This window comes from Actinobacillus ureae ATCC 25976, from assembly GCF_000188255.1.
GTDB classification, from domain to species: domain Bacteria; phylum Pseudomonadota; class Gammaproteobacteria; order Enterobacterales; family Pasteurellaceae; genus Actinobacillus; species Actinobacillus ureae.
The window spans coordinates 862,425-875,291 of sequence record NZ_GL831080.1; the positions used below are offsets into that span (position 1 = coordinate 862,425).

At 40.0% G+C, this 12,867-nt stretch carries 8 protein-coding genes and 1 pseudogene; 4 read left to right on the plus strand and 5 right to left on the minus strand.

Translation table 11 applies throughout. From position 1 onward, the window contains the following. Positions 1-85: 85 nt before the first annotated feature. From HMPREF0027_RS04235 to lexA, 3 genes and pseudogenes are all read right to left on the minus strand, one after another. Positions 86-772 (minus strand): annotated as a pseudogene (locus tag HMPREF0027_RS04235) (TerC family protein). Positions 773-850: 78 nt separating this feature from the next. Then, positions 851-1,531, minus strand: coding sequence for a DNA mismatch repair endonuclease MutH (mutH, locus tag HMPREF0027_RS04240; protein WP_005622503.1), 681 nt, complete (start codon positions 1,529-1,531; stop codon positions 851-853). Between the two features lie 57 nt (positions 1,532-1,588). Further along, positions 1,589-2,224: a transcriptional repressor LexA gene (gene lexA, locus HMPREF0027_RS04245; RefSeq protein ID WP_044024277.1), complete on the minus strand. Its 636-nt coding sequence runs from the start codon at positions 2,222-2,224 to the stop codon at positions 1,589-1,591. A 158-nt stretch (positions 2,225-2,382) separates the two neighbouring features. Here lexA and plsB point away from each other — a divergent pair, with 158 nt between their 5' ends. Then, positions 2,383-4,827, plus strand: a complete 2,445-nt coding sequence (gene plsB, locus HMPREF0027_RS04250; protein ID WP_005622505.1) for a glycerol-3-phosphate 1-O-acyltransferase PlsB — start codon at positions 2,383-2,385, stop codon at positions 4,825-4,827. 113 nt (positions 4,828-4,940) lie between these two features. Further along, positions 4,941-6,122, plus strand: a complete 1,182-nt coding sequence (gene purT, locus HMPREF0027_RS04255) for a formate-dependent phosphoribosylglycinamide formyltransferase (protein WP_005622507.1) — start codon at positions 4,941-4,943, stop codon at positions 6,120-6,122. A 108-nt stretch (positions 6,123-6,230) separates the two neighbouring features. Here purT and dnaE read toward each other — a convergent pair whose 3' ends face one another. Both dnaE and HMPREF0027_RS04265 read right to left on the minus strand, forming a co-directional pair. Beyond that, positions 6,231-9,707, minus strand: a complete 3,477-nt coding sequence (gene dnaE, locus HMPREF0027_RS04260; RefSeq protein ID WP_005622508.1) for a DNA polymerase III subunit alpha — start codon at positions 9,705-9,707, stop codon at positions 6,231-6,233. A 228-nt stretch (positions 9,708-9,935) separates the two neighbouring features. Then, on the minus strand, positions 9,936-11,291 hold the full coding sequence (locus HMPREF0027_RS04265; protein WP_005622509.1) for an MFS transporter: 1,356 nt from the start codon (positions 11,289-11,291) through the stop codon (positions 9,936-9,938). Positions 11,292-11,573: 282 nt separating this feature from the next. Between HMPREF0027_RS04265 and HMPREF0027_RS12505 the strand changes: the two genes are divergently transcribed. Beyond that, entirely contained in the window at positions 11,574-11,846 is a 273-nt protein-coding gene (locus HMPREF0027_RS12505) for a hypothetical protein (protein ID WP_244261838.1), read from the plus strand. A 60-nt stretch (positions 11,847-11,906) separates the two neighbouring features. Continuing rightward, positions 11,907-12,867, plus strand: a 961-nt coding sequence (locus HMPREF0027_RS04270) for an ABC transporter substrate-binding protein (protein WP_244261839.1), incomplete at its 3' end; no start/stop codon positions are given.

The window sequence follows — 12,867 nt, forward strand, 5'->3', positions numbered from 1 at the left end:
GGGGTGCAGATCATTTTCATCAAAGGCTGATTTATTATGCTTTAGCGTGTTTTTCTTGATTTTTACGCATTTTAATATTGAGTAATTATACCACTACGGAGAAACCCATCGCAGTATAAACTGCAGATTTTGGAATATGGATATTAAAGCCTTCGCCGACTAATACCACACCGATTAAAATTAAGAATGCTAATGCAAGGTTTTTAATGGTTGGGTTATTATCTACGAAATCACCGATTGATTTTGCTGCAAGCATCATCACGGCTACCGCAATAATGATTGCGATAACCATCACTGGAATATCATCTGCCATTGCTACTGCGGTGATTACCAAGTCAAGCGAGAAAACGACGTCAAAAATAGCAATTTGAACTAAAATCATTAAAAAGCTAGCTTTCTTCGCCGAATCTTCTTTCTCTTCGTGAGATTCGCCAGCAATAGATTATTTTAATTCCATCGCACTTTTCACAATTAGGAAGATACCACCGACTAAAAGAATTAAATCACGACCGGAAATCGGCATACCGGCAATAGAGAAAAGCGGATCAACTAACTTCATCATCCAAGCGAGGGAAAGCAATAATAGGATACGTGTTCCCATTGCTAATGCTAAACCAATAATACGAGCTGATTGGCGTTGGTGAATCGGGAGGCGTGAAACTAAAATACTGATAACAATAATGTTATCAATACCTAATACAATTTCAAGCCCAGTAAGGGTTAAGAGTGCGACCCACGCTTCGGGATTTGCAATCCAATCAACATAAAATATCCTTTTAAAAGAAAACGATTTAATAGGTTATTACCTATAATTTAAAAGGCGCTAATCATAGCGAGAGTCGCATAAAAATTAAAGAGGAGAACGTAAAAAATTCTGTAAAATTTCGGCGGTAAATTGTTTACGTAAATAAAAGCCTAACGGTAAAGATTGGACTCGTTCACCTTGCTGATTAATTGCCGTTGTGAGTGAACGACTGTTTCGACCTTTAGGACGTAATTGCATGACTTCACCAAGCGTGGCATTAATCTCATTTAAACGCCCAAAAATAATGTATTCCATTAATTCTTCCCAGTCATTTTTCAACTGTTGTTCCTGTTCAAATGAAGGTGTCCATAAAATAGGTTGTCCGATATGGCGTGCTGCAACCGGAATTTGTCTTTCTCCTTGCACCGGAATCCATAACACTTTTTGTAATTTATGGCGAACATGCGAGGTCTGCCAAGTAATACCGGTATTTTGCGTCAGCGGCGCTAAACTGACAAAGGTCGTTTCTAGAGGAAAACCTTTATGATTAATAGGAATAGTTTTGAGTTCAATCCCTAAATGTGCAAAATCTTGTTCTGGCTTGCTGCCGGCTTTGGCGCCTAAAGCTGTTTCGATTAATTGTCCGACCCAACCTTTGTCTCGGCGAAGATCCGGCGGAACAGCAACATTTAATTGTTGTGCGATTTCTCCTAGCATAAAACCAGCGAGCCAGTTTGCTTTTTCAAGTAATTCTGCTTCGGAATGTGAAAAGGTGGAAAGTTGCATAAGCGTATGATAATGATTTAGGAGAACAGCTTATCGCATATTCTCCTAATATTGAGATTACATCCAAGCGTTATTACGAATCACACCAACGGCAATCCCTTCAATTTCGATATATTCAATACGAGGATCAACAATAATTGGCTCTAATTCATCATTTTCAGGATGAAGATAAATGAGATCACCTTTTTTCTCTAAACGTTTTACGGTAACTTCATCATCAACACGTGCGACAACAACCTGACCGTTACGGGCAAAGTTTGTTTTATGTACGGTAAGTAAATCACCGTCTAAAATGCCAATTTTTTCCATTGAATTACCATTTACCTTAAGTAAGTAATCTGCATTCGGATTAAACATAGCACCGTTTACCGGATAATGGCTCTCAACGTGTTCAATCGCCATAATCGGTGTTCCGGCCGCTACTTTTCCAATTAGAGGTAAGTCGTCATCATTGGCTGCTTCTTCAGTTTCGTTATTTACTAAGATACGGATACCGCGCGAAGTACCGGAAAGCATTTCAATATAACCTTTACGAGCCAGTGCTTTTAAATGTTCTTCTGCCGCATTAGGTGATTTAAAACCGATTTCTCTGGCAATTTCTACTCGTGTTGGCGGCATACCAGTGGTTTCAATATGGTGTTTGACAAAATCAAAGATTTCTTGCTGACGAGCAGTTAAGTGTTTACGTGACATTTTTTCCTCACTGTCTTTATATACAGAAATTTGTGTCATTATATACAGTAATTTTTTATTTGTAACTAGATAAATTCAGAAAATTCTGACAAATTTATGATAGACTATATTTCGTATACATATAGATGGCATAAACCATAACAATTAAGGATATTAAAATGTCTAGCCTCTTAAATTTTTATCGGAAAGTGTTGAATGTTCCGCTTTCGTTGTTAGTTAAGTCTCGTTCTATTCCTACCGATCCGGTGAACGAACTATCATTAAATCTATCACAACCTATTATTTACGTATTACCTTATACGTCCCAAACGGATTTATTAATTCTACAAAAGAATTGCCAAGTACGGAATTTACCTGATCCATTACAAACTAATGAGATTAACGGTCAGTCCTTACCTCGTTATGTCTTTTTAGATGAAGGTCGTCGTTTTTTTAAATCGAAAGGAGCTAAAAGCGAGACTGAATCTCTCTTCTATCGTTATCTGGATTTGCATCGAACGGATGAAAATTTAGATGTGCAGCTAGTACCGGTATCTGTGTTATGGGGGCGCTCACCGGGTAAAGAAAAAGCACCATCTCTGCGTTTTATGAGTACTTTTCAACGCATCATTGCCATGATCTGGTTTGGACGAGATAATTTTGTGCGTTTTTCTCAAGCATTATCTTTGCGTTATATGGTGACTGAACATGGTGCGGAAGAAGGATTGGCACAAAAGCTGGCTCGAGTGGCAAAAATGCACTTTGCTAAGCAACGTTATTCGGCAACTGGGCCACGTTTGCCTGATCGCCAAGCGATGTTTAATAAACTGATCCAATTGTCAGCCATTGTGCAGGCGATTGAAGACGAAGCAAAATCGAAAAAGATTTCCAAAGAAAAAGCGCAGCAAGAAGCGGAGAAAATCTTGGATGAGATTGCAGCCGATGTGAGCCACGAGACGTTACGTATGGCGGATCGTGTGCTAAGTTGGTTATGGAATAAGTTGTATCAAGGTATCAGTGTGCAGAATGCGGAACGTGTACGTAAGCTTGCTTTAGAAGGGCATGAGATTGTTTATGTACCGTGCCACCGTAGTCATATGGACTACTTATTACTATCATACATTTTGTACCATCAAGGCTTAGTTCCACCGCATATTGCTGCAGGTATTAACCTAAATTTCTGGCCGGCAGGGGCGTTTTTCCGCCGTGGTGGGGCATTCTTTATTCGCCGTACATTTAAAGGCAACCGCTTATATTCAACGATTTTCCGTGAGTATTTGGCAGAGCTATTTTATCGAGGATATTCGGTGGAATATTTTATTGAGGGTGGCCGTTCTCGTACCGGACGCTTACTTGAGCCGAAAACCGGTATGATGTCGATGACATTACAAGCATTACAACGTGGTTTAACTCGCCCGATTAGTATTGTACCGGTTTATATCGGTTATGAACACGTGCTTGAAGTAGATACTTATGCAAAAGAATTGCGAGGTGCGGAGAAAGAAAAAGAAAATGCTGGCTTAGTGTTACGTGTGATTAAAAAATTACGTAATTTAGGACAAGGCTATGTGAATTTTGGTGAACCTATTCAAGTAAACAATTATTTGAATCAACATTTCCCTGAATGGAAAGAACCTCCTTCTGAAGATGTACGTCCGAAATGGCTAAATGAGGCGGTGGATTCTGTGGCTCAGCAAGTGATGGTGAATATTAATAATGCAGCGGCAGTGACCGCGAAAAACTTGATCGGCTCGGTATTGTTAGCTTCTCGTCAGCGAGCATTAGCAAGCGAACAATTAATTGAACAAGTAGATAGCTACCTACAATTATTTAAAAACGTACCTTATTCGGCGGATATCACTATTCCGAAAGAACCTGCGGAAGAAATGTTACAGCATGTGCTTACGTTACCTCGTTCCGGCGTGGTGAGTGAGAAAGATAATTTTGGTGAAATGATTCGCTTAGATCGTGAATCTGCGGTATTGATGACTTATTACCGTAATAATATTCAGCATCTGTTTGTGTTGCCATCATTGGTTGCAAGTATCGTCTTACACCACGAATCGGTATCCAAAGATCTGATTATGAAAACGGTAAGTCATATTTACCCGTTCTTAAAAGCTGAATTATTCCTTCACTTCGATGAAAGCGAAGTTCGTCAGCAAGTTGAACTGATTTTAACCGAGTTTACTCGTCAGCAAATTATTAAATACGAAAGTGATGTATTAAAAATTAATCGTTCTCGTGTACGTGCATTACAGCTTCATGCGGCAGGTGTGCGTGAAATTTTACAACGTTACTACATCAGCTTAAGTGTCTTGTTGGAGCAACCGGAAATAAGTCGTAATGCGTTAGAAAAAGAAAGCCGTTCTATCGCACAACGTCTTTCGATTTTACACGGTATCAATGCACCGGAGTTTTTTGATAAGGCGATTTTCTCAACCTTTAGTGCAAGCTTAAAAGCGCAAGGTTATTTTGATGAACAAGGCAATGCGGTTATTGCGAAAGTCATGGAAGCGGAGGAAATGCTCAGAACGTTGACTTCGGTGGAAATCCAGCTCACTATTCAAGGTGCAATGGAAAAAGCGGAAGAGCTAGAGAAAGCGGATGATAAATCGGCATAATCACTCGACTAGTACTTAACAAGCGGTAAGATTTAGCAAATTTTTTACAAAATCTTACCGCTTTTATTATATAATTCACGCAAACGTTTGCTTTAAATTAAAGAGGATCAAAAATGACCACAATTGGCACGCCATTAAGACCGAATGCTACGAAAGTGATGATGCTTGGCTCAGGTGAGTTAGGTAAAGAAGTTGTAATTGAACTACAACGCTTAGGAGTAGAAGTGATTGCGGTGGATCGCTATGAAAATCCGCCGGCACAACAAGTAGCACATCGTTCTTATACGATCTCCATGTTAGATGGCGCAGCGTTACGTGCATTAGTGGAACAAGAGAAGCCGGATTTTATCGTGCCGGAAGTTGAAGCGATTGCGACAGCAACGTTGGTAGAGTTAGAGCAAGAAGGCTACAATGTGGTGCCGACTGCAAAGGCAACCCAATTAACAATGAACCGTGAAGGTATTCGCCGTTTAGCAGCGGAAGAACTTGGCTTAAAAACATCACCTTATTTCTTCGTTGATAACTTTGATGATTTTCAGAAAGCCGTAGTTGAAATTGGTCTTCCATGTGTAGTTAAACCGATTATGTCATCATCCGGTCACGGACAATCAGTGATTAAATCTGAGGATCAAATTCAACAAGCATGGGATTACTCGCAAGAAGGCGGACGTGCTGGCAGCGGACGAGTGATCGTAGAAGGCTTTATCAAATTCGATTATGAAATCACGCAATTAACCGTGCGTCATGTAAATGGTACATCTTTCTTAGCACCAATCGGACATCGCCAAGAAGATGGCGATTATCGTGAATCTTGGCAGCCGCAAGCGATGTCTGAACTTGCATTAAAACGTGCGCAAGAAACCGCAGAGCGAATTACAACGGCATTAGGCGGACGCGGTATTTTTGGTGTGGAATTGTTTGTTTGTGGTGATGAAATTATCTTTAATGAAGTTTCGCCTCGCCCGCATGATACGGGAATGGTCACCATGGCTTCGCAAGAGCTGTCTCAGTTTGCCTTACACGCTCGTGCGATTTTAGGTTTACCGATTCCAGAAATTTATCAAATTAGCCCAGCAGCTTCCAAGGCGATTGTAGTTGAAGGCAAATCAAATAATGTGAGATTCGGTAATCTTGATAAAGTGTTAGAAGAAATCGGCACCAATATTCGTTTATTTGGTAAAGGTGAGGTTAACGGTCACCGTCGTTTAGGTGTCATCTTGGCCCGTGACGAGAATACCGAAAAAGCCTTGGCAAAAGCCGAACGAGCCTATGCAAAATTAGCGGTACAGCTTTAATGGTTTAATAGACAAAAGTTACATATTTTCCATTTCACCAAATAACAAGCGGTCAAATTTGTAAAAAATCTGCAAATTCAACCGCTTGTTTTGTCTACTATGCCTTTGTTACTCGAACTCCAGTTCTACGGCATTTTCGCCGAGTAGGGTTTTGAGTTGGTCGAGCATTTCATCTTTCGGGGTAATTCGCCATTCTACACCGCTTCGCAATAAGGCTCTGCCTTCAGGACTTTGGTAGTAGAAATGTAGCGGTAACGTCCCTTCCTTATTCGGTTCAATGATTTCTCGTAATTCTTTTACAAATTGCGGAGTAAGCTGTTCTTGACTAACCGCTAAAGCAAGGCTTTTCGCATAGCGGCTGCGAGCTTCATCTAAAGTGGCGATTTCTCGTACTGACATTTTTAACCCGCCGCTAAAATCATCGAATTGTACCGAACCGGTTGCGATCACAATACGATCTTTCTCTAAAAGATGGCCGTAAGTTTCGAGAGCTTCCGAAAATAGTGTCATATCTAATTTACCGGAACGATCTTCAATAGTTGCAATCCCAAGACGGCTACCTCGTTTAGTTATGGCGATACGCGACCCCATAATAATACCGGCAACTGTGACCACTTGCCCACGGCGTGTTGGTTGTAGTTCATTTAGACGTACTGGTGCATAGTGTGATAACTCTTTTAAGAATCGTCCGATTGGGTGACCGCTTAAATATAAACCGAGTGTGGTACGTTCGCCTTCTAAAATGGTTTGTTCCGACCATTTCGGCGTATTCGCATAGGCGTTTTGCACTTCTTCCGGCGTTTCAGTTAGCACACCGAACATATCACTTTGTCCGAGTGCTTCCATTTTGCTATGTTGGTCAGAAGCTTTTAGTGCGTCTTCTAAATTTTTCATCAATGCAGCACGATGCGGACCTAATTTATCGAAAGCGCCTGACATAATTAAGCTTTCAAAGGTACGGCGATTGATTTTTTTCAGATCGACACGAGCAGTCAAATAAAATAAATCTTTGAAGATACCGTCTTTTTCACGCGCTTCTAAAATTGCTTCAACCGGGCCTTCACCCACACCTTTAATTGCACCTAAACCGTACACGATTTCGCCTTTTTCATTCACTGAAAAACGGTGTTTACCACTGTTTACATCAGGCGGAACAACGGTTAAGCCCATATTGATACATTCGTCATAAAAGCCAACGATTTTATCGGTATTATCCATCTCTGAAGTCATTACCGCTGCCATAAATTCGGCAGGGTAGTGTGCTTTCAGCCATAATGTTTGGTAAGAAACCAACGCATAAGCGGCAGAGTGCGATTTGTTAAAACCATAACCGGCGAATTTTTCCACCAAGTCAAAGATTTTCATCGCAAGATCGCCATCAACACCTTGTTTGATCGCTCCTTTTTCGAAGATTTCACGCTGTGCCGCCATTTCTTCCGGCTTTTTCTTACCCATTGCACGGCGTAATAAGTCTGCGCCGCCTAAGGTATAACCGGCAAGTACCTGTGCGATTTGCATTACCTGCTCTTGGTAAACAATAACGCCATAGGTCGGAGCCAAAATCGGTTTAAGCGATTCGTGCTGATATTGTGCATCAGGGTAAGAAACTTCTTCGTTGCCGTGTTTACGGTCGATAAAGTTTTGTACCATGCCGGATTCAAGCGGGCCGGGACGGAATAATGCTACTAACGCGATAATATCTTCAAAACAGTCGGGCTTCAGACGTGAAATCAGATCTTTCATTCCGCGTGACTCTAGCTGGAATACCGCCGTTGTTTTCGATGCGAGTAAAAGATCAAAAGATTTCTTATCATCTAACGGAATACTCTCGATACGCACCGGTTCTTTGCCTTCTCGGGCTAAACGCTGGTTGATCATTTCCAACGCCCATTTAATAATGGTGAGCGTGCGTAAGCCTAAGAAGTCAAATTTTACTAAACCGGCATATTCCACATCGTTTTTATCGAAGTGAGTCACCGGATGGAGCCCTTCCGAATCACAATAAAGCGGTGAGAAATCGGTAATTGCCGTTGGTGCGATAACCACACCACCGGCGTGTTTACCGGCATTTCGGGTTACGCCTTCCAATTTACGAGCCATATCGATTAAGTCTTTCACTTCTTCATCGGCTTCGTAAAGTTCTGGCAATTTCGGCTCGGCATCAAACGCTTTAGCCAAGGTCATACCCGGATCCGGTGGAATCAGTTTAGAAATACGATCGACAAAATTATACGGATGACCAAGCACACGGCCTACATCTCGGATTACCGCTTTTGCTGCCATCGTACCGAAAGTAATGATCTGTGAAACCGCTTGGCGACCGTAAGTGTCGGCAACGTGTTCAATAACACGATCTCGCCCATCCATACAGAAATCGACGTCGAAATCGGGCATTGAAACACGCTCCGGATTTAAGAAACGCTCAAAGAGCAAGTCGAAGGCAAGCGGATCTAAATCGGTAATTTTTAACGCATACGCTACTAAAGAACCCGCACCGGAACCACGCCCTGGGCCAACCGGAATATCGTTGTCTTTCGACCACTGAATAAATTCCATTACGATCAGGAAGTAGCCGGGGAAGCCCATTTGGTTAATTACGTCCAGCTCGACTTGCAAACGTTCATCATAAACAGACCTCTTGTTTTTACGTTCTTCCGGATCAGGGAACAGAAATTCCAAACGTTCTTCCAAACCTTCCCGTGATTTTTTCACTAAAAAATCTTCGGTAGAAAGATCGCCGGTTGGGAAATTCGGTAAGAAATATTCGCCTAAACGTACGGTCACATTGCATCGCATTGCAATTTGTAGCGTATTTTCAACCGCTTGCGGTAAATCGGCAAACAAGGTACACATTTCTTGTTCGCTACGGAAATGTTGTTGCGGTGAATATTTTTTCGGACGCTTCGGATCATCTAAGGTATAGCTGTCGTGGATTGCCACCCGAATTTCGTGTGCATCAAAATCATCCTCTTTCAAGAACACCACATCATTAACCGCCACTAACGGTAATTGGTGTTTTTGTGAAAAAGGTACGGCTTGTTGAATGTAGCGTTCTTCATCCATACGACCGGTACGACAAAGAGAAAGATAGTAATGATTCGGAAAATATTGCTGGTAAAAGCTAATTAATTCGTCTGCTTCCGCTTCATTTTCTTTGAGTAATGCTTTCCCTACATCGCCGTTTCGCCCGCCGGAAAGCACAATGATGCCTTCATTTAACTCGGCAAGCCACGCTTTTTCAACTACTGGGAATTCGACATAACCTTGTTGATAAGCTTTTGAAAGTAAAAGAGTAATATTGTGATAACCGGTGTTGTTTTTTGCCAATAAAGTTAATTCAAAGAAGTCTTCGCTATCCGGTTCGGGACGCACGAAAATATCCGCACCGATAATCGGTTTTAATCCGGAACCTAACGCTTCGCCATAAAATTTCACCAATCCGCAAAAGTTACTGAAATCGGTTAATGCCATTGCTACCATATTGTTGGCAACTGCCGTTTTGACTAACGGTTTTACTTTAGCCAAACCGTTAATCATAGAGAAATCACTATGGACTTTAAGATGAACGAAACGTTGTTGAGTCATTACGATATTTAAATTCAGATAAGAAAAAATTGAGGGGATTTTAACACAAATAAGCGGTTAATTTTTTGCAAAATTTTCGCAATTATGCCGTAAATGAATAATTAATGGTTGTACATTGGCAACACTTTATTCAATCTATACATTATTTAGAGTATAAATATGAGGAGATTTATCAGCTTTTTAATAAACAAAAAAGTGCGGTAAATTTTACCGCACTTTTACTTAATATTAATGATTTGCTGCTTGTGCTAATTTTTTCTTTTCTAAACGTAACACACCTAAGTGAGTCATATAACAGCAGAAAATACAACCACATACTGCGAATAATAAGAGGTAGAAACCTGCATCCCAACCAAAGCGTTCAGCTAAGATTCCGAATAATGCAGTACCTGAGAAACTCCCTAAAATGTAACTGAGTAAACCACGTAAACCTGTTGCAGAACCAGCCGCAAATGAGGGAACTAATTCAATAGTTTGTAATGATGATAAGAACATTGGTACATAGATTAAACAACCAATGATGCCTGCACCAATGGTTACCGTTAATAAATCTTGTCCACCCCAGTAAGCAAACATTGCTGCACCTACACCGACTAATGTGATGATCGCAAGCGGCATACGGCACCCTTTGAAGTAGGTATCGGTTAACCATCCCGCTAATAATTTTGAGGGAATTGCAGCCCATTCAAAGATAGCAAATGCGGTTGCCATTTGACCTTTTGAGAAACCTTTAGTTTCTAATAAGTAAAGTGGTAACCAAGTTAATACGCCGAAACGGATCATATAAGTAAATACATCGATAAATGATACGAACCAAACATTAATATCTTTTACAATATAATCACGGAAAATTTCCCATGTAGTTAAATTCACATTTTCTTCTTTGGTAACAATTAGCTCTTCTTGTTCTGTACCTAAGATTTTGCTTGTTGGTGCTAAACCTTCATTATAAGTACGTCCTTTACCGAAAATATACACAATAATTGCAATAATAGTTGCTAACACTATTGGAACAGTAAAGTGTGCTGCTTGCCAATGTTCAGTACCAAGCCATGCGATACTTGCGCCTGCAATTGGTGCGACTAGTCCGCCACCTACGTTATGTGAAATATTGAACATTGCAGTGGTAACTCCTCGAGATTTACGCAGGAACCAGCTTGCTAATACCACATAAGCAGGGCCAGCACCCATACCTTGGAAGATGCCATTGAGAATACAAAGGAATAAAAAGACCCAGAATGATGCACTAAAGCCCATCATAAGGTTAACCGCTGCAGACATCATTAAACCGAAAATCATAAAATGTTTTGGGTTGGATTTATCGGCAAAAGCAGACATAAAGCCTTTACTTAAGCCATATACAACCAACATTGTTCCGGAAATAAAACCAATGTCTTTTTTAGTGAAACCGAACTCACTGATAAGTTCAGGCGAAGAAAGTAAGAAGTTATTACGTAAAATATAGTATGCAGCATAGCCAATAAATATGCCGAAAAGTACATGCCATCTTAAACGGTTATAACGTGCTAATTGTTCTGCTTCTGGTACGGGTTTACCAGGTTTTGAGGCTAAGAATGAAATCATAATGTAATACCTGTAAGACTAAAAAATAAGGAATTTTTTATTTCTTGTTAAAGAAATTTGGCGCTATGCTAATATGTCTAAAACAAAAGGCAATACATTGAAATTTAAGTCAAAATTGACATTTTTAATAGATTTTATGTGTCAAAATCAACCCAAAATAACGGTCACTGCTTATATATGGATATGATGGGTGAAAATTGAGATAAAAATTGCCTATTTGGCAAAATGTGAATGAAAAAATTTTTTAATTTTGTGATCTAAATCACAGAAATGGATGTAACAATGAGAAAATTTATCAGCTATTTCGGTAGTTTATTGGCGCTATTGCTAACACTGCAGGTTCAGGCAAAAAGTTTAGCCGTCGCAACTTCTTTCTCTCCGGAAACAATGAATTATATTCAAAATGAATGGGAAGAAATTTATCCGGAGCAACATATCCGTTTAATTAACCGCACTGTGAATTCATTAGAGCGTTTGTTAACCCAGCCAAATATAGAGAATGTAGATTTAGTGTTGAGTTCATCGCCATTTTTATTTCAACAGCTGCAACAGTAACAGGTACTACTTTCTCTACCAGATCATTTACAGCAGCATGACAAATGGGTGCCGCTTCAATTGAGACAAACAATTACCGCTGTAGCATTCTCTGGTTATGGTATTTTTTACAATAAAAAGTTACTTAAGGAACGTAATTTATCTATCCCAACAGATTGGAATAGCTTATTACACCCTGATTATTTTAATAGTGTGTTAATGAGTTCGCCTTCACGTTCGGGGTCAAATCATATTATGTTGAAAATGTTGCTACAGCAACGAGGTTGGAATGAAGGATGGACTGACTTTTTGACGTTATCTCGCAATTTCTCTTTGATTTCATCCCGTAGTTTTAATGTGGCTGATAAAGTAAAAGCAGGTTTAGCCGTAGCCGGTATGAGCATTGATACTTACGCACTTAACCAGTCCGCACATTCTGATGTGGGATTTGTCTATTTTCCTCATTCTATTGCTTCTCCCACGTTTGTAGCAATTCATCGTAGTAGTGAGCATGTAGAAGATGCTATGGCATTTATTACCTTTTTATTATCTGAACGAGGGCAGAAAATGGTCGCTGCCCGTAACTTTGCCAAATATCCACTTAATTCATTAGACGCTCAGGATTCACTATATGTGGGACAGCAAAAGTTATTGAATGAGTCTCTGTTAGATTACGATCGTCTACTTGCGAGGGAGTATTTGGTGAAAAAGTTATTTGATGTAGCAATTACCTTTCGTTTGGCACAACTCAAAGAAGCTTGGCATGCGCTAAATGAAAAAGAGAAGAAAATAGGTAAAAAATTGACCGCTCTTAACCAGAATATGAAGCAGCAAACAAAAGTTAGTGGCTTCATTATTGTGGCAACTCTACTTATCTCATTGATTTTTATTTGGGCTTTCAATCGTTTCTATTTACAAGGACATTTGACTAAGCGATTTGAAAATTTGATCGAGTCAGTGAAATTGCTCAATAAAGGTAAAGAAGAATTGCCAATTCAAGTTTTCGGTAATGATGAAATTGCGGAAATTAATCAATTAGGGG

Bases quoted from the DNA above. Each gene is read 5' to 3' on its own strand.
- purT (WP_005622507.1), top strand. From the start codon at position 4,941: ATGACCACAATTGGCACGCCATTAAGACCGAATGCTACGAAAGTGATG.
- dnaE (WP_005622508.1), bottom strand. From the start codon at position 9,707: ATGACTCAACAACGTTTCGTTCATCTTAAAGTCCATAGTGATTTCTCT.
- HMPREF0027_RS12505 (WP_244261838.1), top strand. From the start codon at position 11,574: ATGAGAAAATTTATCAGCTATTTCGGTAGTTTATTGGCGCTATTGCTA.
- plsB (WP_005622505.1), top strand. From the start codon at position 2,383: ATGTCTAGCCTCTTAAATTTTTATCGGAAAGTGTTGAATGTTCCGCTT.
- HMPREF0027_RS04265 (WP_005622509.1), bottom strand. From the start codon at position 11,291: ATGATTTCATTCTTAGCCTCAAAACCTGGTAAACCCGTACCAGAAGCA.
- lexA (WP_044024277.1), bottom strand. From the start codon at position 2,224: ATGTCACGTAAACACTTAACTGCTCGTCAGCAAGAAATCTTTGATTTT.
- mutH (WP_005622503.1), bottom strand. From the start codon at position 1,531: ATGCAACTTTCCACCTTTTCACATTCCGAAGCAGAATTACTTGAAAAA.